Raw genomic sequence first — 25364 nt, 5'->3', positions numbered from 1 at the left:
AGTCTCTAGCGACAGACCTCGCTGTCGCGTTCCCCTTGGGTCGCGACCGGTCCGCAGTTGAACCAGCGCACCAGCTGAACTTCAACATCCGTGAATAGCACCAGAATGCCTCCACAGAGCAGGACAACGGCCACAGTGGCCCAGGTCTGTCGGCTGGTCATCGGCGATCCGGGCTGTTCATCAAGGCCCTGAACTTAAGGCCCAGCCTCTGCTTCTGCCACGCACACTTGAGTGTCTCTGCGTTGAGAGGATGAAGGGGAGGCAGCTCCGCCAGCACTGGAACCCCTCCGAGCTCTTCCAGGGTTCGAGGGTTGTCGGGGTGCAGGGGGCCGTTGAGAATCAGCCCGATCACAGGAATACCTCGGCTTGCCAAGGCTTCAAGACTCAACAAGGTGTGATTGAGCGTGCCCAGGCCGCTGCGGCAGACCAGGACTACCGGGAGATTCCAACGTTGCAGTTGGTCGATCTGTCTCCAGGTGCGCGTGAGCGGAACGTGCAGACCTCCGGCCGTCTCCACCACCAGTGGGGTGTTGCTGCTGGGCAACTGCAGCATTCCCGGCTCGAGGACCCGGTTCTCAAGCTCTGCTGCCCAATGGGGTGAGACGGCAGCTTTGAACGCGTAGGTCTCCGGGATCCAGCGGTGTTCGGGCAGTTGCAGCAGATCAATCACCCTCTGACGATCGCCGCCTCCCTCCAGTCCGCTCTGCACTGGCTTCCAGTACGTGGCCTCCAGTCCCTGAACCAGTAACGCGCTCACCACGGTCTTCCCTACGTCGGTGTCTGTGCCGCAGACCACGAGCCGGAGAGGAGCAGAACTTGGATTCATCCGCGAATCAGCAGCAATTGGATCACCCAGGTGAGTCTGAGCTGGCCATCGCTTTGGCGGTCGCTCCACCCTTGCTGAAGACGACGCCAGTCCCGCAGCGGCAGAGGGGATTGAGGACTGGTGCCAGCCCCGATCCGGCGCAAAGGTTTGAGCAGTAACGGCAGGCTCGGAGAGGTCACGGTGTAAGACACCCGGCGCGTCATGCGCAGCTGTTGCGCAGGAATGGTTTTCAGTAACGCGTCGGTGGAAGGGAACGGCAGTGCGGTGCAGCGCACCCCGCAGCGCCTGGCGCTTTGGTGCCACTGGGGGAAGCATCCCTCCACAGGGAGAGCAACCGCGAGGAGCCCAGCGGGGGCCAACCGCAGGATCCATTGTTGAAGAAGGTGCTGTGGTTCTGGAAGCCAGTGCAAGCAGAAGCTCGAGGCCAGAAGGGTTGGCGCCTCGCTCCAATCCGGTAGCCCCGTCGTGAGATCCCAGTGCAAAACCTCGGCGTCGTCGGGATGACCGCGCAGCATCGCCTCGCTGCCATCGATGCGCTGCACCTTGCGACCTGGGTGGAGTTGCTCCAGCGCTTTAGCAAGCTGACCGGTCCCAGTTCCTAGATCAACCCAGAGCCCGTCAGCGATCCCTTCCCGCCGACAGAGTTGGGCCAGTCGCCAGGCCACCGAGCGTTGCAACCGCGCGGATCGGTCATACCGTTCGGCAGCACGATCGAATTCCCGCAGAACGCGGACTTGCCAGGCGTGCGGTTTCATCCGGGCTGCCCGATGTCTTGCTCAAGCCACTGTCTGACGTGAGTGAGCAGGTCAGGCATCAGCAGTGCATGCCCCACGTTGGGGAGCAGCCAGTGCTCGGGTGCTTGCTCAAGCAGGTTGTCGAGTTCGCTGCGCAGGCACCGGCTTGCCTCCGGCGTCACGATGGCGTCGCATTCCGCTTCCACGATCAGCACGCGGGCGCTCGCCGGCAGGCCTGGGGGGAGCCCGTTGGTGGTGCTCAGGCGGTCGAGATCGGCTCGCAGCCGTTCCCGTCCTGCAGCCGTCAGGCCCTGGGAGCCAGGACTGGGCGGAAGAGCGCTGACATCTGTGGGCGCGGCAGCACGCTGCAGAAATGTTTGCAGCATGGCGGCTTCTCCGGGGCTGCCAATCGCGCATCTCATCCCTTCAAGCCCAGCCCTCAGCGCACGGCCCTGCCGTCCTGCGGGAACGAAGCGTCCGAAGCTGGCCAGCAGCACGGCATCTGTGGCCTGGGCCAGCACGCTGGCGTCCAGCAGATGCGGTCCAAGGGAGTGGGCGATGACGGCCCGTCGCTGCGGCGCCGTCGGATCAGGTGGTGCACTCCAGACGGGAGCAACTGGGTTGCGGCCGCCATAGCCGCGCTCTCCATTGACCCAGTGCCATCCATGGTGTTGGAAGGATCGTGTCCAGGCTTCCCAGACGGTGCCATCCGAGCTCCAGCCATGCATCGCAATGACCTGTTTCATTGCCGGAGGCTGCCGTGTCCAAGGGTGTTCACCAACGCGTCCAAGGCCTCATCGGACTGATGGTGATGCAGTACCAGTCTCAGGCGGGCCGTGCCCTCCGGCACGGTTGGAGGACGGATGGCAACGGTGAGAACCCCTGCTGCCTCAAGCTGTTGCTGGTAGTCCAGTGTTGGCTGATCACCCCCCACCAGCAGCGGCAGGATCGGTCCAAATCCCGCGGGACGGGACCAGCCCTGGGCCTCAAGGCGATCTCTCCAGCGATTGCTCTGTCGCACTAAGTCGGTTCCCCAACAGGGATGGCGTTTCAGAAGGTCCAATGCCGCCAACGCGGCGGCCGCCAGGGGTGGCGCCAGGGCTGTGGTGTATCGGAAGGCTCCGCTCGTTTGCAGGAGTGCGTCGGCCTGCTCTTGATTGCAGGCGAGGAAAGCTCCACCGCTGCCGAAGGCCTTGCCAAAGGTGCCGCTGATCATGGCGATGCCCTCCACGCCCAGGCCAAGGCCTCGTCCCTCATCTCCGAGGACCCCGAGCGCATGGGCTTCATCCAGGAGCAGATGGGCGCTGTAGGCCCGACAAAGTGCGGCTAGGGCCGGCACATCCGGGCTGGTGCCCTCCATGCTGAACAGGCTTTCGCTGATCACCACCAGGCGTGCATCCGGGCGCTGGCTGCGGCATGCCTGCAGTTGGTGTTGCAGAGCGCTGAGATCATTGTGGGCAAAGCGCTTCAGCTGGGCTCCACTGGCCTGGACTCCCACCAGCAGCGAATGGTGGATCAAGCGATCGACCAGCACCGTGGTGTGACGGTTGGCCAGGGCCAACACCGCCGCGAGGTTCGCTTGAAATCCGCTCGGAAACAGAAACACCCTGTCGCGTTGCAGCCAACCGGCCAGGGCCGCCTCCAGACGGTCATGCACCGGCCGGCTTCCTGTGACCAGCCTGGACCCACCGGCACCGACACCACTGCGTTGCAATTCACCCTCGGCCGCGGCGATTAACTCCGGGTGGTGACTCAGCCCGAGGTAGTCATTGCTGGCCAGATCCACCAGGGCTGGGCCTGTTTCGGCATCAATCACGGGATGCAGGCCTTCGCCATCGTGGGATGGCGCCCAGGTGCGCAGTCGTCGACGGCGGGTGGGTGGGACTGTCATAGCCACCACTTTGGGCCCTGGTCGCCCTGCAGAGTGAGGGTGAATTTGCTGCCGTTTCCATCGGAAGCGGTTGAGGGGTTGGAGCGCTTCACTCTTTTCTTTCCGTTGTGGACCCTGCTGGCAGCGTTGCTCTCACTGCTGCAGCCCGACTTGTTCACCTGGGTGGCAGGGCCGGTGATCGTCTGGTCTCTTGCTCTGATCATGCTGGGCATGGGGCTGGGTCTCTCTCCCGCTGATTTCCGCCGGGCCATGATTCCGCCGCGGGCTGCCCTGATCGGTGTGGGAGCTCAGTTTCTGGTGATGCCGGCTCTTGCTGCATCGCTGGCCTGGGTCCTGAAGCTGGAGCCGCCCCTGGCTGTTGGGCTCATCCTGGTTGGGTGCTGCCCAGGGGGGACAGCCAGCAATGTGGTGGCTTTGATCGCTCGGGCTGATGTTGCGCTCTCGGTGGTGATGACGTCGCTGAGCACCCTCCTGGCCGTTGCGGTGACTCCCCTGCTCGCGAGTGCACTGGCGGGCCGCTATGTGCCGGTGGATGGCTGGACTCTGCTGGTGAATGTGATGCAGGTGGTGTTGGTTCCGGTGACGGTCGGCGTGGCGATTAAGCAGGGGCTGCCACGCCTGGCAGCCAGAGTGCAGCCTGTGATGCCGCCGCTGGCGGTCGTGGCGATTGCCTTGATCGTTGCGGGAATCGTGGGCAGTCAGCGCGAGGTGCTTCTGCGTCAGGGAGGCCTGCTTGTGCTGGCCACGGCTCTTCTTCACGGTGGTGGCTTCCTGCTCGGTTTCCTGCTGCCGGCCCTTCTGGGTGAACCCAGGGCTGTACGCCGCACCATCAGCATTGAAGTTGGGATGCAGAACTCAGGACTGGCGGTTGTTCTGGCGCGATCCGGTGGCTTTGCGAATCCGCTCACCGCTCTCCCAGGGGCGATCTCCGCTGTGATGCATTCCCTGCTGGGCAGTCTCCTGGCGGCCTTGTGGCGAAAGCGTCCCTAAGATCCCGCCATGAAGGATCAGGACCCCCAGGCTGCACAGCCCGCCAGTGTGGGATCTCCTGATCCGGCGCAACTCTTCCCCTTCCCTCTGGATGACTTCCAGCTGGAAGCGATCGATGCTCTCAATCAGGGGCATTCCGTAGTCGTGAGCGCCCCGACGGGATCTGGCAAGACCCTCGTGGGTGAATACGCCATTTACCGGGCCATCGCCCATGGCCAGAAGGTGTTCTACACCACGCCTCTCAAGGCTCTTTCCAATCAGAAACTGCGCGACTTTCGTGAGCAGTTTGGGGCCGACAACGTCGGTTTGATGACTGGTGACCTCAGCGTGAACCGTGAGGCCTCGATCGTGGTGATGACCACAGAGATCTTCCGCAACATGCTTTACGCGGAAGCGGATGAGTGTGATGACCCGCTAGCGGATGTGGAGGCGGTGGTGCTCGATGAATGCCACTACATGAATGACTCGCAGCGCGGCACGGTTTGGGAGGAGTCGATCATTCACTGCCCATTGCCAGTGCAGCTGGTGGCGCTGTCCGCCACGGTTGCCAATGCCGGTCAGCTCACCGACTGGATTGAACGGGTTCATGGCCCAACGCGTCTGGTGCTCAGCGACTTCAGACCCGTCCCCCTCCAGTTCAGTTTCTGCAGCGCCAAGGGCCTGCATCCGTTGCTGAATGACCAAGGCACCGGCTTACATCCCAACTGCAAGGTGTGGCGTGCTCCCAAGGGAAACAAGCGCAAGGGACGCTCTCAACGCCCTCCCCAGCCCGAGCCTCCGCCGATCAGTTTTGTGGTCGCTCAGATGGCGGAGCGGGAGATGTTGCCGGCGATCTATTTCATCTTCAGTCGCCGGGGGTGTGACAAGGCTGTGCGTGATCTCGGGGTGCAGTGTCTGGTCAATGAGTCCGAGCAAGCGCGTATCCGTGAACGCCTCAAGGCCTACACCGCGGCCAATCCTGAAGCCGTACGCGATGGCTTGCATGCCGATGCGCTCCTGCGAGGGATTGCGGCTCACCACGCCGGCGTGTTGCCGGCGTGGAAAGAGCTGATCGAGGAGTTGTTCCAGCAGGGCTTGGTGAAGGTTGTGTTCGCAACGGAAACCCTTGCCGCTGGGATCAACATGCCTGCGCGCAGCACCGTGATCGCCGCTCTCTCCAAGCGCACGGAGCGGGGCCACAGGCCGCTGATGGCCAGCGAATTCCTGCAGATGGCCGGTCGTGCCGGTCGGCGTGGCTTGGATTCAAAGGGCTATGTGGTGACGGTGCAGAGTCGTTTTGAAGGGGTGCGAGAGGCGGGGCAGCTGGCCACAAGCCCAGCGGATCCCCTTGTCAGTCAGTTCACACCCAGCTACGGGATGGTGCTCAATCTCTTGCAGCGCCACGATCTGGCCAAGGCTCGGGAGCTGGTTGAACGAAGCTTCGGCCGCTATCTCGCCAGTCTCGATTTGGTTGAGGAGGAGGAGATTCTTCAGCAGCTGCGTCTTCAGCTCGGGCAGTTGCAGGGCACCGCCGGTGATGTGCCCTGGGAAGATTTCGAAGACTATGAAAAGTTGCGCAGCCGTCTCCGCGAAGAAAGGCGGTTGTTGCGCATCCTTCAGCAGCAGGCCGAAGAAACCCTTGCCCACGAGCTCACGCTGGCACTTCAGTTCGCCAGCGTTGGCACGCTGGTCAGTCTGAAGGCTCCCCAGTTGCGCGGTGGAGTCACGCCGGCGGTGATTGTGGAGAAATGCGAGGGCCCCGGTCAGTTTCCGCTTCTGCTTTGCCTCACCAACGACAACGTCTGGCTCTTGCTGCCCTGTCAGGCGGTGGTCAGCCTTCATGCCGAACTCAGCTGTCTGCAGGTTGAAGGGCTGCAGACGCCTGAGCTGGGACGCGCTGGAGAGCTTCGCCATGGAGATCAGCAGAGCGGTGGCCTCGCTCTCGCTGTGGGCCACATGGCCCAACGCCATGACATGACCACACCCCAGTACGACCTTGCCGGGGAGGTTCTGACCCAGTTGCAGTCTGTTCAGGAGCTTGAGGCTGAGCTGGAAGTCCATCCAGCCCATCGTTGGGGGGATCGCAAACAGCTCAAGAAGCACCGGCGGCGCATGGAGGAGCTGGAACTGGAAATCACCGAGCGCCAGCAACTGCTCCATCACCGTGCCAACCGGCACTGGGACACGTTTGTTGCCTTGATGGAGATCCTTCAGCATTTCGGAGCTCTCGACGACCTGGTGCCCACGGAAATCGGCAGAACCGTGGCGGCTCTGCGGGGCGACAACGAGTTATGGCTGGGTCTCGCGTTGATGAGTGGCCATCTCGATGATCTGCCTCCAGCTGAACTCGCAGCGGTGTTCGAAGCGATTAGCACCGAAGTGAATCGCCCCGACCTCTGGAGTGGCTTTCCGCCGCCGCCGCGGGCGGAAGAAGCTCTTCATGATCTCTCGGGAATTCGTCGGGAACTGCTGCGGGCTCAGGAACGTCACCGGGTTGTGGTGCCTGCCTGGTGGGAGCCTGAACTCATGGGACTTGTGGAGGCCTGGGCCCGCGGTGTGGCCTGGAATGATCTGATCGCCAACACGTCGCTGGATGAGGGTGATGTGGTGCGGATCATGCGACGCACCATTGATCTGCTGGCACAGGTTCCTTACTGCGAGGCGATCAGCGAGCAACTGCGCAGCCATGCCCGACAGGCGCTGAAAGCAATCAATCGCTTCCCTGTGGCGGAAGCGGATGATTTGCTCAAGGCTGCAGCGGCGGAATCAGAGCCGTTGAATCCAGCGACCGAGAGGGCTGCCTAACCTTTCAGCAAATGGCTCCTAGCCCTGTTCAGCGGCCATGGAGGCTGGGTCGACGACGCGATCGAACACCTCAGCGCTGACGTAACCCAGGTCCAGAGCGGCGCTTCTCAGGTCTATTCCCTGTTCGTGCGCGTATTTCGCAATCGCGCTTGCTTTGTCGTACCCAATCACCGGGGTGAGTGGGGTGACAAGCATCAGGGACTGCTCCACATCCCTTTGAATGCGGGCGCGGTTGGGTTCGATCCCCTCAACCATGGCCACCCGAAAACAGTGGCAGGCATCCGTGAGCAGGGTGATGGCCTGCAGCAGGTTGAAGCCGATCAGCGGTTTGTACACATTCATCTGCAGATGGCCACCGGCACCGGCCATCGCCACCGCAGCATCCAGCCCGATCACCTGGGTGCAGACCATGGCCATCGCCTCGCACTGGGTGGGATTCACCTTGCCCGGCATGATCGAACTGCCGGGCTCATTTTCCGGAAGATGCAGTTCGGCGAGACCGGCTCGAGGTCCGCAGGCCAGCAGGCGGATGTCATTGGCGATTTTGAGCAGGCTCACTGCCAGAAGCCTGAGCTGTCCCATGGTGTTGACGAGTCCGTCGTGGCTGGCCATCACGGCGAACTTGTTGGGGGCTGTGGTGAAGGGCAGGCCTGTAAGCCGCTTGAGCTCGGCTGCCGCCTCGACTGAAAAGCCCTTCGGGGCGTTGAGCCCCGTTCCCACCGCTGTGCCTCCCAAGGGCAGAGGCAGGATTTCCTCCAGGCTGGTGTCGATGCGTCGCGCTGCGGTTCCGATCTGATCTCTCCAGGCTGATGCTTCCTGGCCGAGGGTGAGCGGGACCGCATCCTGAAGGTGGGTGCGGCCGATCTTCACGATGGATGCCCAGTCGTTCGATTTGACGCCAAAGGCCTCTTTCAGTTGTTGCAGTTCCGGTTGAAGGCGGCGGCTGATCGCTTCCGCGGCCGCCACATGGATGGCGGCCGGGAAGGCATCGTTCGTGGACTGGGACCGGTTGACGTGATCATTCGGATGGATGGGTCGATGGCTGCCGAGAGCTTCCCCAGCACGCAGCGATGCCAGATTGCTGATCACCTCGTTGAGGTTCATGTTGGTCTGCGTGCCGCTGCCGGTTTGCCAGACCCTCAGAGGGAATTGATCGTCGTGGCTTCCTTCGGCGACTGCAGCGGCGGCTTCAACAATCAAGTCGCGCTGCTCGTTGCTGATCACACCGTGTCGCGCATTCACGATCGCCGCTGCCTGCTTGATGCGAGCGAGCGCATGAATCAGTGGGGTTGGGATCCGATCCTCGGCGATGGCGAAATTCTGCAGGGAGCGCTGGGTCTGAGCGCCCCATAACGCCTCAACAGGCACATGCACCGTGCCCATGCTGTCGTGTTCCGTGCGGGTCGCGTTGGTCATGAGTTCGAATTGGGCCTCAGCACAAGGGCAATGATCAGCAGCATCCCGCTGACGCTCACCACCACATAGATCCAGTCTGCGTAGGGGGTCCAGAACATGACGCCGTCAACTCATCAGAGCTTCAGCCGGTCCCAGATCACGCCCAGGTTGGCTTGATGGAGCTCCGTACTGAAGCACTCCTCCAGCTGTTGGCTGCTGAGTTTTGCGGTGACCTCAGGGTCGCCGGCGAGGTTGGCGTGGAAATTGCCCCCCTCGGTGTTCCAGGCGCTGTGTGCGTTCCGCTGCACCACTCGGTAGGCGTCTTCCCGGCTCATCCCGGCATCGACGAGGCCGAGTAGAACCCGCTGGCTGAATACCACACCCCCGTAAACATTCATGTTTCGGCGCATGTTGTCTGGGTACACGCCAAGACCGGCCACCACAGCTGTCATCTCCCGGAGCATGAAATGCAGCGTGACCGAACAGTCCGGAAGCATCATCCGTTCAGTGGAGCTATGGCTGATGTCCCGTTCATGCCAGAGAGCCACATTTTCAAGGGCAGCGACGACATAACTGCGCAGCACCCTGGCCAGACCACTGATGCGTTCACTGCGGATCGGATTGCGTTTGTGGGGCATGGCTGAACTGCCTTTCTGGCCCTTGGCGAAGCTTTCCTCCACCTCCAGTACATCGGTGCGCTGAAGATTGCGGATCTCGGTCGCAAACCGGTCGAGGCTTGCTCCCACCAGAGCGAGGGTCTGGATGTAATCCGCATGACGATCGCGTGAGATCACCTGTGTGCTCGCCGTGTCAGGGATCAGGCCGAGACGTTCACAGGTCAGTCGCTCCACCTCCGGGTCGGTGTTGGCGTAGGTGCCCATGGCGCCACTGACCTGGCCCACGGCCACATCGCGTTCGAGGCGTTCGAGACGCTCAGCGTTGCGACGGGTTTCTGCCAGCCAGCCTGCGAGCTTGAAGCCGAAGGTGATCGGTTCGCCATGGATGGCGTGGGAGCGGCCGATCATCACGGTGCCCTTGTGCGCCTTCGCCAGGGCTGCGATGGCCATATCCAGGGCCATCAGTTCCTGTCTCAAAAGTGATACGGAAGCTTTGAGCTGAAGCGCCAGGCCGGTATCCAGCACGTCACTGCTGGTCATGCCCACGTGGATGTAGCGCCCAGCATCCCCGACATGCTCATTCACGTTGGTCAGGAACGCGATCACGTCGTGACGCACCTCGGCTTCGATCTCGAGGATCCGCTCCGGTTCGAAGGCCGCCTTGTTGCGGATGTCCTCCATGGCTGGCTCAGGGACGCGCCCTAATGAGCAGTTGGCTTCACAGGCGGCGACCTCCACATCGAGCCAACTCTGATACTTGGCACGGTCGGTCCAGATCGCGCCCATCTCGGGCAGGGTGTAGCGCTCGATCAAGGGCTCGCAGACGAACGGTCAATCCATGACCTTACGGCGACGTGGAGGTTCAGGCCGAGCGCAGGCGACGGTGGTCAACCTCCCATTGCACATGCTGCCCCCAAGATTGCTGCCGAACCAAGCAAATGCCTCCACGGCATTCGATCACCTGGAACGGGGGCAGATCATTGGGATGATTGTCGATTGTGACGAAAGTTCCTGGGTGTAGGAGCTCCAGAACGTTGCTGTTGTTGCGGCAGCGGCGGTGGGGAGGCTGCTTGGCGGACATGTCCGTGGGGCGGCTCGGAACGATCCTCCCGGACATCAACGGATTCAGGGGTGAACCCCATGACTTTGTTCGGATTTCAACTCTGCTTTTATGAAGCAGTGCCCCGAAAACAACGACTAGATCTGCATCTGCTGACGCTAGGCCTGGCGGCATCCCGTCAGCAGGCGCAACAGCTCATTCGTGCCGGGAAGGTGCGCGATCGCCATGGTCAGCGCTTGGAGAAGCCTGGTTATGAAGTTGCCGAAGACACGGTTGTCCGGGTGGAACAACCGCCGCGATTCGTTTCACGGGGCGGGGACAAACTTCTTGCGGCGTTGTTGGCGTTCCCCATCGAGGTCGAGGAGCGGGTGTGTGTGGATGGCGGGATCTCCACCGGCGGCTTCACCGATTGCCTGCTTCAGCATGGAGCGCGCCGGGTGTATGGAATCGATGTGGGGTACGGCCAAACCGCTTGGAGCCTCCGCACCGATGAACGGGTGGTGCTGAAGGAACGCACCAACTTGCGACGACTGATTCCGGAGCAGCTTTTCGCTGAGAATGATCCAAGGCCCACACTGGCTGTAGCCGATGTGTCGTTCATTTCTCTGCAGCTTGTGCTTCCGGCTCTTTCCGGCTTGCTGCAGTTGGATGACCAGGGTGATCGGTGCTGTGGTTGTGAAGCTGTGCTGCTGGTGAAGCCGCAGTTCGAAGTGGGGCGCGACCGCGTGGGCAAAGGCGGCGTTGTTCGCGACCCAGCTGCGCACCACGATGCCATTGCCACCGTGATTGCTGCAGGCAATACCTTGAATTGGAGAGCTCGCGGGCTTGTGGGATCACCGATCACCGGACCCGCTGGAAATCACGAATATCTGTTGTGGCTGAGCGGATCAGGTGATCCCTCGGTCACAAGAGAGGTGATCGAGGGAGAGGTCACAGCAACCCTCAAGCGTTGATCCGGGCGTCAGAGGGCAGCGCCATCACGATCACCGGTACGGATCCGAACCACGGTCTCGACGGCTGAGATGAAGATTTTTCCATCGCCGATCTCGCCGGTTTTTGCAGCTTCAGCGATGGCGGTGACGACCGTGTCCACCCTGGCGTCGTCGACGACCACTTCGACCTTGAGCTTCTGCAGAAATTCAACAGTGAACTCGGACCCGCGATACCGCTCAACCTGACCTTTCTGCCGGCCGAATCCGCGCACTTCACTCACAGTCATGCCGACAATTCCGGCATTGACCAGGGCGAGCTTCACATCTTCCAGCTTGAACGGACGAATAACAGCTTCAACTTTTTTCATGTCAGAACCTTCAGGCGTTTAGGGGTGGATCAGGTCGGAACTTACCGAGTGGGGGAGAGGGTCGGAAGAGGGGCGACGTTTAAACCCGCCCGGGTGGCGTCCTGCCAAAGGGCCTCAGCGTCCAATCGCGACACAGTCACCCGTCCATCGGCGAGAAGTTCCCAGTGCTGGGACTCGAAGTGGGTTTGGAGCCAGAGAATTCCGTGAACGCTGGCAGGGGTCAATCGGTAGGAATGGCCGTCTGCCAGCAGTTGGAGATCCATGAAATCGGCTTGAGGTATAACCCCATTACGGCTGGTCTTTGACCCAGTCGTTGTTCGAACCGATACCAAATCAGGATTTGGCTTGTTGCTGTCTGTGCTGATAAACGCTGCCGCGATAGTGCAGTTCGACGGTGTCGGTCTCTGCAGCCTGATGGCGCAGGGGCGCTTCGTAGTGACTTCCGCGGTAGGTGTGATCGACCCGTTGGTCGCTCAGCCGTTCGTGCTGAGCGGGGTCGTAGGCAATGCCTCGGTACGTGCGTTGGAGAGTGGTCATGAGATGAGCCTCGAAGGGGGTGGTGGTTGTCCCGATTGCAGGTCGGGGCCGCTTCGTGGGAAGGAGCGTTGCTTCGCCGCGCGAGTGGCTACTTCCGGCTGGAAAGGCGACGCATGACCGTCACCTGAGCTCAACGTTTTGTCCTTCAATGCAGTTCTATCTCAAAAGTGTTGTTCATAGTGAACACTTTGCTGATCTGGTTGGAAGAAATTCAGTGAATGCCCTGCCCTGAAAGCTTTGGGCTTCTCCGGCTGGGATTTAGGTTCTTTACAAACCGTTGCTTCTGATGCCCGCCATGAGCGCATCCCCTGCAGAAACGACCCGAACGCCTCTCTATGGCGAGCGAGCGATTGCCGAGGCTCAGTTGATCTGTTTCGACAACCCTCGGCCTGGTCGGCCTTACGAGGTCTCGATTGAATTGCCTGAATTCACTTGCCTCTGTCCCTTCTCGGGATATCCGGATTTCGCCGTTTTGCGGCTTCTGTACCAACCTGGCCCGCGCGTCGTTGAGCTGAAGGCGATCAAGCTCTATGTGAATGGTTATCGCGATCGCACCATCTCCCATGAAGAGGTGGCCAACCGGATTCTTGATGATCTGGTGTCAGCCTGCGACCCGGTTTGGATGCAGCTTGAAGCTGATTTCTATCCCCGAGGGAATGTTCATACCGTCGTCCGTGTCAGCCATGGGACACGTCAACCCTGCTGATGAGTTGCGGGAGTTCTGCAGCGAAACCCAAGAGGTTTCGATTGCAAAGCCCGCCGATATGCAGTCGTTGATGCTTGTTGTCGCTGATCACCCAGATCTGACGCGTCGCAACCATGCTGAGCGCTCCGCCCAGAAGCGTGATGGCAAAACCGGCATAGACCAGAGGCACTCCGGGGTCACGTTTGAGCAGCAGCCCACTGGCAGGGAGGATGTCGATCACCTTCAGGGGTAAGCCCCTCACCTCTGTTCCTTCGCCTCCGGGGCGGAGATTGGTGATCAGTGCACCGTCCGAGCCGAACACCTGCACCGGACCCTGTTCACTGCTGGTGCTCAAAAAGACGGGTTCACTGCCGTCAGGACGCGTCGGCAGGACAAGCCCCCAGATCTGGTCCCCCAGCTCCGGGAACGTGCTGAGTGGAAGCTGCAGCATCGGACTCCTGCCGATCTGCACCGTGATGGCAGCTAAGGACCAGTCGGCTTGGTACACCGTCATGCCCTGGTAGCGGAGTGGGTGGTTCACGCTGATCGTGCGGAGCTCATCCTCTTGCCCTGGTGGTGACAGGGTCAGCGTCGACTGGAATTGTTCGGGGCGTCCGGCAGGGTCCCGCGTGATCGAAAACTGCTCAAGGGTGAGACTGAGGCGATTGGCGCCTGCTGGATCGAGAAGATCTAGAGATCGTCCTGGTGCCAGAAAGCGTTCCAGGCGCTGTCCGGCGAGAGCTCCCCAGGCGGCGCCGATCAGCAAGAGCACCAAACCCGTGTGAACCAGCAGAGGGCCGACGCGTCCCACGACGCCGCGGCGAGCGGCCAAGCGATCTTGATGCTGTTTGACCTGCCAGCCCCGCGATTTCAGTTCTGTCGCCAGGCTGGATAGGGCTCCATCGCTGCTTGCACAGCTGAGTGTTTCCGCCAGGGCCAGTTTGCTCAGCTGACGCGGACGGGTGTAATCAATCCAACGCATCGCTGCTTGCAAAGCCGGCCATTGCCTGCGCCAACTGCAAAGCATCAGGGCGACGCCAAGCCAGGCGAGTAGGAACAGAAACCAAATGCTTGAGTAAAGGTGATCCAGCTGAAAGGCCAGCATCTGGTCACCATTGATCAATCCAAGCCATGGATCGGCATTGAACCGTTCCAAATACAGCTCAGGCGCTTCTTGCTGAGGAAGGATCGTTCCCACAGCACTGGCCGCCGCAATGAGCAGCAGCAGCGCAATGGCCAGGCGAAGGTCGGAAAGAATCGCCAGTAAGCGATTGAATGTGCGCATCGTTAAACCAGCCGCGCAAGCAGCGTGAGTGATCCCACCGTGATCAGCACGGCTCCGCTGATGCTCGGGATCCATTGGCTCACGGGGCGGAGCGCCATCAATTTCGGCAGGGAAGCAGCCATGCTGCCCGCCAAGAGCAAGGGCAGGACCTGGCCGATCCCGAAGCTGCTCAGAAATAGAACGCCGATCACAACATTGCCTGTGCTGGCGATCCAGCCGAGTAGAACGGCCAGCACAGGAGTTGTGCAGGGCGAGGCCGCCAAGCCAAAAGCAAGACCAGCGGCCAGGGGGGCCAGTGGCGCTGGCACTCGGTTGCTCCAGGCCTTGGGGTCAGGGCCCGCCGGCAGGGGGATACGAACCACACCCAGAAGATTGAGGCCCATCACAATGGCGAGTCCCGCCACCAGGGTTGGGATCAGCCCTGGCACCTGGCCGTAGATTCCGCCCAGCAAGCCGCTGAGACTTCCCAGCATCACCAGCGCACCAACGATTCCGGCTGAAAACGCCAGGCTGCGTTGCCAGGGGGCCTGCCGACCTTCAAAGCCGGCCAGATAAGCGAGGGTGACCGGTAGAAGGGAGAGGGAGCAGGGACCAAGGCTGGTCAAGGCTCCTCCAATCAGAACCACGCCGAGACTGAGGGGGCCTGGTTGTGCCAGGGCGTGATTCAGAAGCTGCTCAGCGTTGCGTGCCAGATCTGAAAGCGCTAGGTCGAGGAAGGCGATGGTCGTGCCGGTCGGCCGGAAATTACAGAACTTAAGCCTATCGATCAGAGCTTCAGTGCCGCTGCAGAGGCCTGCTCGATGCTCTTTGGCCGCGGCCTCCTATCAGTCCGGTGGATTCCAGAGAGCAGCGGATGAGCAGTCCCACAATCATCAGGCTGGAGAGCAGCGAGTTTCCCCCGTAACTCATCAGGGGCAGAGGCAGCCCTGTTGTTGGCATGGCCCCGGAGGCCACGGCCACATTCATGATGGACTGGCCAACCAACAGTGTGGAACAGCCAATGGCAACAAGGCGCGCCTGATTGCTGCGGCAGCGCAGCGCCACGCGTAGGCCCAGATAGCCAATCAGCATCAAGAAGAGCAGTAGAAGCAGTGAGCCCACGAGCCCAAATTCCTCGGCGTACACCGCAAAAATGAAGTCGGTGCTTTGGATCGGCAGATATTGCAATTTCTGAGTTGAAAGGCCGAATCCCTCTCCGAACACACCACCCGAGCCAATGGCCAGAAGACTTTGAATCAGCTGATAGCCATCACCCTGAGGGTCTTTCCAGGGGTTCAGGAAGGAAATGACCCTGAGGCGTTGATATTCATTGATCAAAATGCTCGCCGTGCCCAGAACAGCGCCTCCGATCGCCGTTCCGAACAGTTGAACGAGAGGCAAGCCCGCCGAAAAGGCCATCAACCAGATCAACAACCCACTCAACGCTGCGGTGCTCAGGTTGGGTTGTTTCAGGATCAGAAGGACTAACAGCCCAAAACTCCCGAGCCACAACAGCTTCTGATCCAGGCCGGTGCGTTTCCAGTGAGCGAAGAGGTTGGCTGCTTGCAGCACTACAAACGGTTTCACGAGCTCAGATGGCTGGATCTGGATCGGTCCGATCACGAGCCAGCGACTGGCACCGTTCACCGTGGTTCCCATCACCAGCGTGGCGGCAATGAGCAGGCATCCAATCCATAGAGCAGGGCCAGCCAGTTTCAGCCAGCGCCTCAGATTGGTTGACGCCGTGAACGCCATCAAACTCCAGCTTGCGGCCATCCACACCAGTTGCCGCTTGAGGTAGTAAGCCCCCTCACCCTGCTCACGCGCTGCAACCCACCAGCTGGCAGAAGCCAGTACTAGTAAGCCTGCAAGGCTCCAGATGGCTGTGAGCGTGAGCAACAGGCGTGCTTCTGCGGGCCACAACGACCAGTCGAGGGGGAGGTGACGTTCCCAGAACGACCTCGAATCTTTTTCGGGATTCGTGCGAGTCCTCACGGTGCCCGACCGTGAGGATCGACTCCTCCTGGACATCACGGACGGGCTGCTCAAGAGTGCAAAAGGGAATAAGTGTATTGAGCCGTCTCAACCACGATTTGCCAAGGGATTGGTCATAAAAAAACCCGGCTTAAGGCCGGGTTCGCAAGCGTTAGGACTGCCTTCAGTTTCCGACATTCACCTGGCGTGAGCCAGTGCAGAGTTCAACCTTGATGATCCGTCCTCCCTGCTTTTGGATTCGCTGTTGTTCAGCAAACCAGCTGTCGTACGGAACCCACTTGGTGAAGAAGGTGTTCTGCAATTCGCGCTGGGTCCGAACCTTTTCAGGGCTCGGAATGCAGGCGGTGACTTTGAACAACCGCATCGGACTCAGTTGCCGAGACCGGAACAGATGTAGTCGAAGTAGACACCCATCTCCTTGCCTGCGTCGGGGCCGACGAGGGAAGCGGTGACTTCTTTCATGGCCTGAATGGCCTGGACGGTGGCACCAATGGGCACACCGAGGGAGTTGTAGGTCTCCTTGAGGCCGTTCAGAACCCGCTCATCGAGGATGGAGGTATCACCAGCCAGCATGGCGTAGGTGGAATAACGCAGGTAGTAATCCAGATCGCGGATGCAGGCTGCATAGCGACGGGTGGTGTACATGTTGCCGCCCGGACGGGTGATGTCCGAGTACAGGAGAGCCTTGGCCACTGCATCACGAATGATCGAAGAGGCATTGGCACTGATGGTGGCAGCAGCCTTCACGCGCAGCTCACCACTGGCGAAATAGCTCTCAAGGCTGCTCATGGACGTCGTGTCCAGGTAGAGACCCTGAACATCGGACTTGTTGATGACGTTGGTGATCGCGTCTTGCATGGATCAGAGGTGACGGAAAGGGGCGTGAAGTCCGGTGATTCAGGCGAGGGCGCCGACCACGTAGTCGAAATAGAAGCCAGCTTCCTCGGCGTCGGCGCCACTGAGGATGCCCATGGCGACGGTCTTCATTTCACGGACCGCTTCAGCCATGGCTTCAAGGGGGGTGCCCAGGGAGCGATAGAGCTCACGGGCGCCGATCACTCCGATTTCTTCGATGGGGGTCACATCGCCTGCGACGACCCCGTAGGTCACGAGACGCAGGTAGTAATCCATGTCACGAAGACAGGTTGCGGTCATTTCCTCGCCGTAGGCATTGCCTCCGGGAGAGATCACGTCGGGACGTTTCTGAAACAGCTGGCCGCCAGCCGTTTTGACGATGCGCTCACGACTCTCGCTGAGAACCTGAGCGACTCGAAGACGACGCTGTCCGCCGCCGACGAAGGCCTTGATCTGGTCCAGTTCTCCTGGACTGAGATAGCGGGCTTCGGCGTCCGCGTTGATGATCGAGTTGGAGACGATGCTCATGCAGTTCTACCTCGAAGCAAGCGGCCGCCCGTAGGAGACCGATATCCGGTGTGTGGTGGTGGGTGATCTCGACTGAGATCGGAGAGCAGCTTAAGGGCCGCTGGTGCTCAGATCGTGGAGATTCGAGCTTGAAGGCCTTCAGATGTTGTATCTGTTGACCTTCGGGGATGCAGTCGGGCATCACCTGAAAGGTGGAGCCGATCGAGTGTGATTCTCAGGCAGCTGCCAGGCAAGGTTTGGGGCTGGTAACAGATCTTCATTCCGAGCCCAGGTTTTTGATAATCAGGCATTAAAAAGCCAGTGGTTGAGATACCACTGGCGTTGTTATTTGCGGGTTGTCGTAATCGGAAATCAAGGGTGCTGCGTCAGTTGAGCAGCGCTTACAAGGCTTGGCTGGGTGGTGGTGTCAGTCCGGCGTTGCCGCTGTAAAGGGATGCTGTGCGGGTGAGCGTTGACTGGGCCACGCCTGGTTGCGAGTTCAGGCCTCGGAAGCCAGGAACCTCAGAGGGCTCGAATCCGAGCTTGGAACGAAGTTCCAGTAACTCCTGCACAGCTGCTCTTTGCCCTGATTCCGCTCTCACGACCAGAAAACGACTCGTTTCTGATGGCGTGGATGCCCTGCCAACCAGCGCCATCGTCGCTGCGGTGGCAGCGCGTAACGGCGCCATCCTGGAGAGTCTTTCTAGGAACGCTTCGCTGGTGGCGACTTCAGCCACAAACCCCTCGAGATCGATCTGACCATCGCGCAGTCGGGATTCGCTGGTGATGAGTCGTTCGCTTTCCAGTGGGACCCGGTTGAGAAGCTGCCTGTAGGTGGCATCAACAACCTCTCTCAGCTCTGATTCGCTGGGATTGCGTGGAAGTGAACTCTTCACCGGCAGTCCTGATCGACGCAGATAACCAGTGGCGTCTCCCAGGGGCAAAGCCGACTGCATTCCCTGCTTGCCTGGGTCCTGTTGGATGGTTCGGCTGAACCGGGAGTCGATCGTTCGGCTCCAGGTTTTTGCCGCCTCCTCGGGAGATGTTGTTCCCTGCGGACGCCGACGCATCAGCGCTGTCCACTGGGACGCCGGCATGGAGCCCACGTCGGCACGCCACTGACCCGCAACGGTTTGCGTTTGACGCTTCAGATTTCTATTGGTGACATCGCTGGTTGTGCGCAGGCGATCATTCCTGACTGGATCGGGACGACGTCCCATGGCCAAGTCGACCACAGCGGTGAGATCGATGGGGCGTCGCAGGGCGGGCGCCCGGCGCGTGTTCAGATCAGCTGGCGTAATGAATCGCTCGTAGGGAACGGTGTCCTCACCAAAGCAATCCTTGTAATCCTGTCCGTTGATCAACGCATCAACCAGACCGTAGAAGCCTTGGCGGGCAGCGGTATCGAAAAGAGCATCAATTTCCCAGCGACCAAAGGTGGGTCGCCCCAGAAGTCTGCGATGCATCACTTCGATGGCTTTGGTGATGTAGAGACCTTCCCAGTAACGACGACGGAACGCGTTGGAGCGGGCGACGGCACGCACGAAGTCGCGAAGACTGATATCTCCGTTTTCAAGACGAGCTTCCTCTGAGCTGAGCCGCTCTCCTGCGTAGCCGGCTGTTCCGAGAACCTGCACGTAAACCGCTTTGATCACAGCCTGGGTGGAGGATTCGGTGTTGCGAATGCTGGGTTGACCTCCTCGGCGAGGCACGGCGGCGCCTCCCGTTGCGATCTGCTGAAGCCGCAGCACTCTCGGGCCGACCTTGCGGGGGCGGCTGCCTCGGAACTGAGGACTGTCCATCTGACCGGGCTGGGCCATGCCATTGCTGACAAGCAATCGGCGGGTGTCGTAGCTGAAGGGTGCTGGTCGCGTTGCGACCGATGCCGTTGACGAGGGGAAGATCGCGCCGTACTGGTTGCCGACGGGATCATTGCCGCCGCCGTAGACATGCTGATCCGCGAGCGGCTGGCGGTAGGAGGCGTAGAGCGTGACGTACTGAGGAGCCCCCTCGAAGGGTGCGCTGAACCGGAACAAACGACGGTTGGATCCCCAGCCGGCGCTTTCCTGGGCTTCTTCACCCAGATCTCGGAGGTAGGGAACCGTTTCCTCCCCAAAGGTTTGGGCGTACTCACTGCCGTTCACGAGGACATCAACCAATCCGTTCAGGCCCTGCTCGCTCACGATCGAGAACGCTTTGCGGAATTCTTCGAGGGAGCTGATGCCACGGCCGAGGAAATGTCGGTAGGCCAGTTCCACGACGCGACTGTTGACAAAGCGGCCGTAAAACTGGGTTCGATACTCCTTGCTCCGGCCAAGAGCGCGAATGAACTCGCGCATGGAGATCTTGCCCTGCAAGAGCTGGCTTGCCTCGGTTCGACAGGGGGTTTGGGAGTAGCCCTTGGCGATGTCTCTCTCGAAAACCTGTCGATACGCGGCTTTTACGACTTCAGCTTTCTCGGCGCCGGAGAGGCCGGGACGCATTTCGAAGCGCTGGGCTGACTCGGCGGCGAGGGCATAGATCGCTGGCAGCTGCAGGCCCTGGCGGACGGCACTTCCAGGCTTTTGTCGTGTGGATGGGGTGGCGACGGCCAGTTCCTGGAGAAGAACGTTGAAGCAGTCGATCGTTAGACGGCGCGCTTCCGGTAGCTCACGAAGCAGCTGGGCCGAGGCCGCACGCATTTCCTGCAGCGCCACATTGGTCGCCGTTAACGAGCAGTTCTTGAGAAGAATGTCGCGAAGCCCTCGGGTGTTCACCGAGAGAATGCTTGGGTCTCCGGCGACAAGGGCATAGCCCACATAACGGAGAAACCAGCCCATGTCGCGCACGGATTTGCGCATGAACGCCGGGCCGTATTTGGCCACGCTGATGGCGTTGAACCCCGTGGGAAGCACCACACGAACATCGGCATCGCCGCTCGTTCCATCCAGAAGCCTGGTGAGGAAGTTGCCGCGCTTGCTGGTTCCGCTTTCTCCTGTGAAGGTGCGGACCGATTGTTGAAAGGCGACCTGATCTGCCGCCAGGGGTGTGTCATCACCCACCTTCCGATCCTCTCCAGTTGTGAGAGGGCTTTCGAGGAAGGAGAGGGGTGTGCCGCCCACGAAGATTCTGTTGGCCGCACGGGCCACGATCGACTCAGCGTTGGCCGCAATGATCCGCGAGGCCTCGAGCCTGTCGTTGCCGCTGCGGAAAAAAGTGATGAGCGAGTCCAGCTCCCCACCATCGGGGAAACGATCCTGCTGCTCCGCTTGGCGAACGCTGGAGAGCGGCAGTGTGTCGTACAGCTGGGGGGAGACCCTGGGGCTGCCGCTGCTGGCGGTCACGGTCATGAACGGAAGCAAGCCGGATCCGGCCAGGTTACGGCTCGTGCCCAGAGCACCTGGAGTGCCATGAACAAATGTTTGCAGGGGTTGCTGTCAGCAGTGACGCATTGCGAGGGCGCATGAAATGCTCCATCGCAAGCCGATCGGCCCCTGGAGCCCGCAGCTGATGAATCCAACCCCATCCGACGCAGCCACCCCGGTGGTGAGTGATTTCTACGACCGTTTCCCCTATCCGGGTGATCCCATCCAGGACGGCCCACCTCCTGGTTACAACTGGCGGTGGTGTCTGGAGAGCGTCGATGGCGCCGTGAGGGGAGAGATCCTTGGTCGTGATCATGCAGCGACGCCTCTCCGCATCCTTGATGCAGGCTGTGGGACTGGCGTGAGTACTGACTATCTCTGCCATCTCAACCCTGGAGCCGAGGTGCTGGCCGTCGACATCAGCGCCGGTGCTCTGGATGTGGCCAGAGAGCGGTTGCAGCGCTCCAGAGGAGCGCATCAGGTTCGATCACTGCGTCAGGAGCAGCGGAGCCTTCTGGATCTGAACGGTGAAGGGCCGTTCGACTACATCAATTCCGTTGGTGTGTTGCATCATTTGCGTGAGCCTCTGGCTGGCCTTCAAGCGCTTGCTGCGCTGCTGGACGATGACGGCTTGATGCATCTCTTCCTTTACGCGAATGCTGGACGTTGGGAGATTCACCGCACGCAGAAGGCCCTGACCAGGCTTGGCGTGGGACAGAACAGTGAAGCCCTGCGTCTTGGCCGGGAGCTGTTCGATGTGCTCCCTGAATCCAATCGCCTGCGCCGTAACCATGAACAGCGGTGGTTGATTGATACCGCGGCCGACGCCAACTTCGCAGACATGTACCTGCATCCGCAGGAGACCAGCTACGACCTCGAGACGCTGTTTGCCCTAATCGAGGCCTCAGGGCTGCATTTCGTTGGTTTCTCTAATCCTTCGGTCTGGGACCCGGCTCGACTTCTGAGCGGTGATCTACTTGCACGGGCACAAACACTTCCGATTAGGGATCAGTGGTTTCTGATTGAGGATCTCGATACGGAGATCAGTCATTTCGAGTTTTTTGTTGCGCGGAAGCCACTTCAGAAGCGGCGCTGGGAAGACGATGGACAGCTGTTAAGAGCGCGGACGCGCCGTCAGTCCTGTGTATGGGGTTGGCCTTCCGCCAGCTTGCTGGGTCCTGATCTTGAGCCGATTGCTTTGTCTGCGCAGGAAAAGCAGCTGCTCGAGGCCGTGGACGCCCATCCTGAGCATTCTCTTGGTGAGCTTGGTCTCGGCCCTTGGACGGCTGATGTGGCAAGGGCTCTGATCCAACGCCGTCTGCTTTTTCCCATTGCTGAATCAGGGGGGGGCGGGGAAAACGCGTGATAGATTCCGCGCGCTTTCTCAGGCGTTGTTTGCTGGCTACCACTCCGATCGAATCAAGTGCAGCATCTGTTGCGACCGATTCGGGTATGGGGGAGTACGCCAAGCTTCAGCGGCGTCTGATGCTGGCCACCCTCCTCGTTTCCCTGGCTGCGGCTCTTGTCGCTCTTGTTCGATTCGATGTTCTGGTGGCCCGCAGCCTGCTGGTGGGCTCGTGTGCTGGTCTTCTGTACCTGCGCTTACTCGCCCGCAGCGTGGCCAGGCTCGGCGGAGGTTCCCGTCAGGTTGGGCGATTTCAGTTGGTGGTGCCAATGCTTCTCATCGTGGCGGCGGCCAAACTTCCCCAGCTCGAACTTCTCCCCGCCTTCATCGGGTTTCTTCTCTACAAGCCCGCTTTGATTCTTCAGACCGTCATCGACGCCTGAATTCGCGCACTTATCACCGTCATGGTTCCGTCGCTCCTCAATCTGCCTTTCGCCGAACTCGAGGTTGGTCAGCATCTTTATTGGCAGATCGGCAATCTGAACCTGCACGGCCAGGTTTTCCTTAGCTCTTGGGTCGTGATCGGCTTGCTGCTTCTGCTCGTTGTGAGTGGAACCCGCAAGATGGAACGCGATCCCAAGGGGGTTCAGAACCTGCTGGAATACCTCTGGGATTACCTGCGGGAGCTCGCACGGGAGCAGATCGGCGAGAAGGCTTATAGAGACTGGCTTCCTTTCGTTGGAACCCTGTTTCTGTTCATCTTCGTGTGCAACTGGGGTGGTGCTTTGATTCCCTGGCGCCTGGTCGAGCTTCCCAATGGAGAGCTCGGTGCCCCGACAGCCGACATCAACACCACAGTGGCCATGGCTCTGCTGGTGTCTCTCTCTTATTTCTATGCGGGCCTGAGCCGCAAAGGGCTGCGTTACTTCGAGTACTACGTGGAGCCGACCCCGATCATGCTCCCGTTCAAGATCATCGAGGACTTCACGAAGCCTCTTTCGCTCTCGTTCCGTCTCTTCGGAAACATTCTTGCTGACGAACTGGTGGTGGCTGTTCTTGCCTTCCTTGTGCCTGTGCTGGTACCGCTTCCCGCCATGTTCCTCGGCCTATTTACCAGTGCCATCCAGGCTCTGATTTTCGCCACCCTCGCCGCGAACTACATCGGCGAGGCTGTGCACGAAGAGGCCCACTAGGTCTCGTCGTGCCTTTCGCAGGTCCCCCGTGATCTGCTAAACACATCGCGCGCAGGTCCGGGTGGAACCGGGCCCGCCCTCCATCGTGAGGGTGTCCCGGGCGCGTCCTGCCCTTTCCGCGCTCATCCTGCGCATCTCCAACCGCTTTCCACCAATGAGTGATCTGACCTCCGCCGCTTCCGTTCTGGCCGCCGCCCTTGCGGTGGGTCTCGCCGCCATCGGCCCTGGTATCGGCCAGGGCACCGCAGCCGGTCAGGCTGTGGAAGGCATCGCCCGCCAGCCTGAAGCTGAAGGCAAGATCCGCGGAACCCTGCTGCTCTCCCTGGCCTTCATGGAAGCTTTGACCATCTACGGCCTGGTGGTGGCACTGGTTCTTCTGTTCGCCAACCCCTTCGCCGGCTGATCAGATTCGGATGCAGGGTGACTTCGCGTCACCCCACTCCTCTGATCCGCTCGATTTGACTTACCCAATCGCATCCTTCCATGACCTGGCTTCTGCTCGCTGAAGCAGGTGTTCCGGAGGGAGGTCTTTTTGACCTCGATGCCACCCTTCCGCTGATGGCGGTTCAGGTGGTTCTCCTCACCTTCCTGCTCAATTCCCTGTTCTTCCGGCCGGTCGGCAAGGTCGTGGAGGATCGCGAGGGTTACATCGCGACCAGTCGTGCTGATGCCAAGCAAAAGCTTGAGCAAATCAAGCGACTGGAAGCCGATCTCCAAGATCAACTCCGTGGAGCCCGTCAGGCCGCTCAGGCCGCCATCGTCGAGGCTGAACAGGAAGTTGATCGTTTGTACCGCGAGGCTCTTGCCGAAGCGGAGGCCGAAGCCAATCGCACTCGCGAAAAAGCCCGGCGTGAGATCGAGACCCAACGAGAATCCGCCCAGGCTCAGCTCATGAGTCAGGTGGATCAGCTCAGTGCCCAGATCATCAACAGACTTCTGGCCGCCTGACGATGACCATGTCTTTCCCACTCTTTGCCTCGGAAGGCGGGTTCGGCCTGAACCTCAACCTTTTCGAGACCAACCTGATCAACCTCGTCATTGTGATCGGGGTTCTGTACTGGTTCCTCAAGGGCTTCCTAGGGGGAATCCTTGAGCGCCGCCGGCAGGCGATTCTGAAGGACCTTGAGGATTCCGAGGGCCGGCTGCGTCAGGCCACCACCGATCTGGCCCGTGCCCAGGAGGACCTCGCTGCTGCTCAGCAGAAAGCAGAGAAGATCCGGGCCGATGGCAAATCCAGGGCTGAAGCCATCCGCAAGGATGGTGAGATGCGCACGATCAATGCCATGGCTGCTGTTAAGCAGGATGCCCTGGCTGATCTGAATGCAGAAGGTGCTCGCCTCACCGAACAACTCCGCCGCGAGGCCGCACTGGCTGCGATCGACAAGGCAATGACAGAACTTCCTGGACGTCTTGATGCAGCGGGCCAGTCCCGCTTAATCGATGCCTCCATCAGCAATCTGGAGGACGCCTGATGCCACTGCTGAATACCCTGGCGACTCCGTACGCCGAAGCTCTTCTGCAGGTCACCGACGGTCGCAGCGAATCAGAGGAGGTCGCCGCTCAGTGCAAGGAACTCCTTGCTGTCTGGGAGTCCAGCACCCCCCTGCGCGAAGCCATGACATCGCCGGTGCTTGAGCCTGCTGCCAAGAAAAAAGCCCTCGGACAACTTCTGGCAGAGCAGATCAAGCCATCACTGATGAACCTTCTCAAGGTTCTGGCTGATCGGCAGCGCTTGACCGCTCTTGATGCCGTTCTGCGCCGCTATCTGGAGCTGTACCGCGAATCCCGCAACATCTCCTTGGCTCACGTCCGCAGCGCTCAAGCCTTGTCTGACGATCAGACCAAAGCCCTCACGGCAAAGGTTCAGTCCATGGTCGGAACCGGTTCCGTTGAGATTGATCTGACCATCGATGCCAGCCTGATCGGTGGCTTCGTGATCAACATCGGCTCTCAAGTTATCGACGCCAGCCTGTCTGGTCAGGTTCGTCGCCTTGGGCTTTCGCTCGCGAAGGCGAGCTGAGCACCTCTCCCTTCATCCCCAC

Annotated in this window: 30 protein-coding genes and 1 riboswitch; of the genes, 11 read left to right on the top strand and 19 right to left on the bottom strand. The window is 60.4% G+C overall.

What is annotated here, in order from left to right:
- Positions 1-5: 5 nt before the first annotated feature.
- The 5 genes from SynPROS71_RS11015 to SynPROS71_RS10995 are packed head-to-tail and all read right to left on the bottom strand — an operon-like array spanning position 6 to position 3451.
- Positions 6-161, bottom strand: a complete 156-nt coding sequence (locus SynPROS71_RS11015) for a hypothetical protein (RefSeq protein ID WP_186595104.1) — start codon at positions 159-161, stop codon at positions 6-8.
- Entirely contained in the window at positions 158-826 is a 669-nt protein-coding gene (gene bioD / locus SynPROS71_RS11010; protein WP_186595102.1) for a dethiobiotin synthase, read from the bottom strand. The genes SynPROS71_RS11015 and bioD overlap by 4 nt, the downstream gene beginning before the upstream one ends.
- Positions 823-1581, bottom strand: a complete 759-nt coding sequence (locus SynPROS71_RS11005) for a methyltransferase domain-containing protein (RefSeq protein ID WP_186595100.1) — start codon at positions 1579-1581, stop codon at positions 823-825. Before SynPROS71_RS11005 ends, bioD begins: the two co-directional genes overlap by 4 nt.
- The gene (locus SynPROS71_RS11000) at positions 1578-2306 is read right to left on the bottom strand and encodes an alpha/beta hydrolase (RefSeq protein WP_186595098.1); all 729 of its coding nucleotides are present in this window, start codon (positions 2304-2306) and stop codon (positions 1578-1580) included. The genes SynPROS71_RS11005 and SynPROS71_RS11000 overlap by 4 nt, the downstream gene beginning before the upstream one ends.
- A complete protein-coding gene (locus SynPROS71_RS10995; RefSeq protein ID WP_186595096.1) occupies positions 2303-3451 on the bottom strand; it encodes an aminotransferase class I/II-fold pyridoxal phosphate-dependent enzyme in 1149 nt (382 codons plus the stop codon). The genes SynPROS71_RS11000 and SynPROS71_RS10995 overlap by 4 nt, the downstream gene beginning before the upstream one ends.
- 39 nt (positions 3452-3490) lie before the next feature.
- Between SynPROS71_RS10995 and SynPROS71_RS10990 the strand changes: the two genes are divergently transcribed.
- Both SynPROS71_RS10990 and SynPROS71_RS10985 read left to right on the top strand, forming a co-directional pair.
- Positions 3491-4441: a bile acid:sodium symporter family protein gene (locus SynPROS71_RS10990; RefSeq protein ID WP_370586822.1), complete on the top strand. Its 951-nt coding sequence runs from the start codon at positions 3491-3493 to the stop codon at positions 4439-4441.
- 9 nt (positions 4442-4450) lie between these two features.
- Positions 4451-7225 (top strand): RNA helicase, encoded by a 2775-nt coding sequence (locus tag SynPROS71_RS10985; protein ID WP_186595092.1) that lies wholly within the window; start codon positions 4451-4453, stop codon positions 7223-7225.
- An 18-nt stretch (positions 7226-7243) separates the two neighbouring features.
- Here SynPROS71_RS10985 and fumC read toward each other — a convergent pair whose 3' ends face one another.
- Genes fumC through SynPROS71_RS10965 form a run of 4 tightly spaced genes read right to left on the bottom strand, consistent with a single transcriptional unit; the run spans position 7244 to position 10318 of the window.
- Positions 7244-8641, bottom strand: a complete 1398-nt coding sequence (gene fumC, locus SynPROS71_RS10980; protein ID WP_186595090.1) for a class II fumarate hydratase — start codon at positions 8639-8641, stop codon at positions 7244-7246.
- Positions 8638-8739, bottom strand: coding sequence for an adenylosuccinate lyase (locus SynPROS71_RS10975; protein ID WP_186595088.1), 102 nt, complete (start codon positions 8737-8739; stop codon positions 8638-8640). Before SynPROS71_RS10975 ends, fumC begins: the two co-directional genes overlap by 4 nt.
- Positions 8740-8754: 15 nt before the next feature.
- Entirely contained in the window at positions 8755-10050 is a 1296-nt protein-coding gene (gene purB, locus SynPROS71_RS10970; protein ID WP_186595086.1) for an adenylosuccinate lyase, read from the bottom strand.
- Positions 10051-10099: 49 nt separating this feature from the next.
- Positions 10100-10318: a hypothetical protein gene (locus tag SynPROS71_RS10965; RefSeq protein ID WP_186595084.1), complete on the bottom strand. Its 219-nt coding sequence runs from the start codon at positions 10316-10318 to the stop codon at positions 10100-10102.
- 98 nt (positions 10319-10416) lie between these two features.
- Between SynPROS71_RS10965 and SynPROS71_RS10960 the strand changes: the two genes are divergently transcribed.
- Positions 10417-11250, top strand: coding sequence for a TlyA family RNA methyltransferase (locus tag SynPROS71_RS10960; RefSeq protein WP_304623127.1), 834 nt, complete (start codon positions 10417-10419; stop codon positions 11248-11250).
- Between the two features lie 8 nt (positions 11251-11258).
- Here the strand turns inward: SynPROS71_RS10960 and SynPROS71_RS10955 are convergent, their stop codons facing one another.
- From SynPROS71_RS10955 to SynPROS71_RS10945, 3 genes are all read right to left on the bottom strand, one after another.
- Entirely contained in the window at positions 11259-11597 is a 339-nt protein-coding gene (locus SynPROS71_RS10955; protein ID WP_186583324.1) for a P-II family nitrogen regulator, read from the bottom strand.
- Positions 11598-11638: 41 nt separating this feature from the next.
- Positions 11639-11860 carry a hypothetical protein gene (locus SynPROS71_RS10950; RefSeq protein ID WP_186595081.1) on the bottom strand — a complete coding sequence of 74 codons (222 nt, stop codon included), beginning with the start codon at positions 11858-11860 and terminating at the stop codon, positions 11639-11641.
- Positions 11861-11930: 70 nt separating this feature from the next.
- Entirely contained in the window at positions 11931-12134 is a 204-nt protein-coding gene (locus SynPROS71_RS10945; protein ID WP_186595080.1) for a DUF4278 domain-containing protein, read from the bottom strand.
- A gap of 62 nt (positions 12135-12196) precedes the next feature.
- Positions 12197-12272, bottom strand: a riboswitch (Glutamine riboswitch).
- A gap of 157 nt (positions 12273-12429) precedes the next feature.
- Here SynPROS71_RS10945 and queF point away from each other — a divergent pair.
- Positions 12430-12840, top strand: coding sequence for a preQ(1) synthase (queF, locus tag SynPROS71_RS10940; RefSeq protein ID WP_186595079.1), 411 nt, complete (start codon positions 12430-12432; stop codon positions 12838-12840).
- Here queF and SynPROS71_RS10935 read toward each other — a convergent pair.
- From SynPROS71_RS10935 to SynPROS71_RS10905, 7 genes are all read right to left on the bottom strand, one after another.
- Positions 12812-14104: a cytochrome c biogenesis protein ResB gene (locus SynPROS71_RS10935; protein WP_186595078.1), complete on the bottom strand. Its 1293-nt coding sequence runs from the start codon at positions 14102-14104 to the stop codon at positions 12812-12814. The genes queF and SynPROS71_RS10935 overlap by 29 nt on opposite strands.
- A gap of 2 nt (positions 14105-14106) precedes the next feature.
- Positions 14107-14772: a cytochrome c biogenesis CcdA family protein gene (locus SynPROS71_RS10930; protein ID WP_186598053.1), complete on the bottom strand. Its 666-nt coding sequence runs from the start codon at positions 14770-14772 to the stop codon at positions 14107-14109.
- A 106-nt stretch (positions 14773-14878) separates the two neighbouring features.
- Entirely contained in the window at positions 14879-16114 is a 1236-nt protein-coding gene (locus tag SynPROS71_RS10925; RefSeq protein ID WP_186595077.1) for an FtsW/RodA/SpoVE family cell cycle protein, read from the bottom strand.
- Between the two features lie 127 nt (positions 16115-16241).
- A complete protein-coding gene (locus SynPROS71_RS10920; protein ID WP_006043293.1) occupies positions 16242-16442 on the bottom strand; it encodes a phycobilisome linker polypeptide in 201 nt (66 codons plus the stop codon).
- Between the two features lie 5 nt (positions 16443-16447).
- Positions 16448-16936, bottom strand: a complete 489-nt coding sequence (gene apcB / locus SynPROS71_RS10915; protein ID WP_186595076.1) for an allophycocyanin subunit beta — start codon at positions 16934-16936, stop codon at positions 16448-16450.
- Between the two features lie 39 nt (positions 16937-16975).
- On the bottom strand, positions 16976-17461 hold the full coding sequence (locus SynPROS71_RS10910; RefSeq protein ID WP_006043295.1) for an allophycocyanin subunit alpha: 486 nt from the start codon (positions 17459-17461) through the stop codon (positions 16976-16978).
- A 380-nt stretch (positions 17462-17841) separates the two neighbouring features.
- Complete coding sequence (locus tag SynPROS71_RS10905) at positions 17842-20769, bottom strand: phycobilisome rod-core linker polypeptide (RefSeq protein ID WP_186595075.1); 2928 nt, start codon at positions 20767-20769, stop codon at positions 17842-17844.
- A 160-nt stretch (positions 20770-20929) separates the two neighbouring features.
- Between SynPROS71_RS10905 and SynPROS71_RS10900 the strand changes: the two genes are divergently transcribed.
- The 7 genes from SynPROS71_RS10900 to atpH all read left to right on the top strand — a co-directional run bounded on the left by SynPROS71_RS10900 (position 20930) and on the right by atpH (position 25342).
- On the top strand, positions 20930-22150 hold the full coding sequence (locus tag SynPROS71_RS10900; RefSeq protein WP_186598052.1) for a bifunctional 2-polyprenyl-6-hydroxyphenol methylase/3-demethylubiquinol 3-O-methyltransferase UbiG: 1221 nt from the start codon (positions 20930-20932) through the stop codon (positions 22148-22150).
- An 86-nt stretch (positions 22151-22236) separates the two neighbouring features.
- Positions 22237-22572: a hypothetical protein gene (locus SynPROS71_RS10895; RefSeq protein WP_186595073.1), complete on the top strand. Its 336-nt coding sequence runs from the start codon at positions 22237-22239 to the stop codon at positions 22570-22572.
- Positions 22573-22593: 21 nt separating this feature from the next.
- Complete coding sequence (atpB, locus tag SynPROS71_RS10890; protein ID WP_011933914.1) at positions 22594-23322, top strand: F0F1 ATP synthase subunit A; 729 nt, start codon at positions 22594-22596, stop codon at positions 23320-23322.
- Positions 23323-23476: 154 nt separating this feature from the next.
- Positions 23477-23725: an ATP synthase F0 subunit C gene (gene atpE / locus SynPROS71_RS10885; RefSeq protein WP_006911576.1), complete on the top strand. Its 249-nt coding sequence runs from the start codon at positions 23477-23479 to the stop codon at positions 23723-23725.
- An 80-nt stretch (positions 23726-23805) separates the two neighbouring features.
- On the top strand, positions 23806-24270 hold the full coding sequence (locus SynPROS71_RS10880; protein WP_186595072.1) for a F0F1 ATP synthase subunit B': 465 nt from the start codon (positions 23806-23808) through the stop codon (positions 24268-24270).
- Positions 24271-24272: 2 nt separating this feature from the next.
- A complete protein-coding gene (locus SynPROS71_RS10875) occupies positions 24273-24794 on the top strand; it encodes a F0F1 ATP synthase subunit B (protein WP_370586821.1) in 522 nt (173 codons plus the stop codon).
- Positions 24794-25342: an ATP synthase F1 subunit delta gene (gene atpH / locus SynPROS71_RS10870; protein ID WP_186595069.1), complete on the top strand. Its 549-nt coding sequence runs from the start codon at positions 24794-24796 to the stop codon at positions 25340-25342. The genes SynPROS71_RS10875 and atpH overlap by 1 nt, the downstream gene beginning before the upstream one ends.
- The last annotated feature ends 22 nt before the right edge of the window (positions 25343-25364 follow it).

It is taken from the genome of Synechococcus sp. PROS-7-1, from assembly GCF_014279795.1.
Classification (GTDB): Bacteria; Cyanobacteriota; Cyanobacteriia; order PCC-6307; family Cyanobiaceae; genus Synechococcus_C.
Note: the sequence above shows the minus strand (reverse complement) of the source record. Positions and strands in the feature narration are given on the sequence as shown.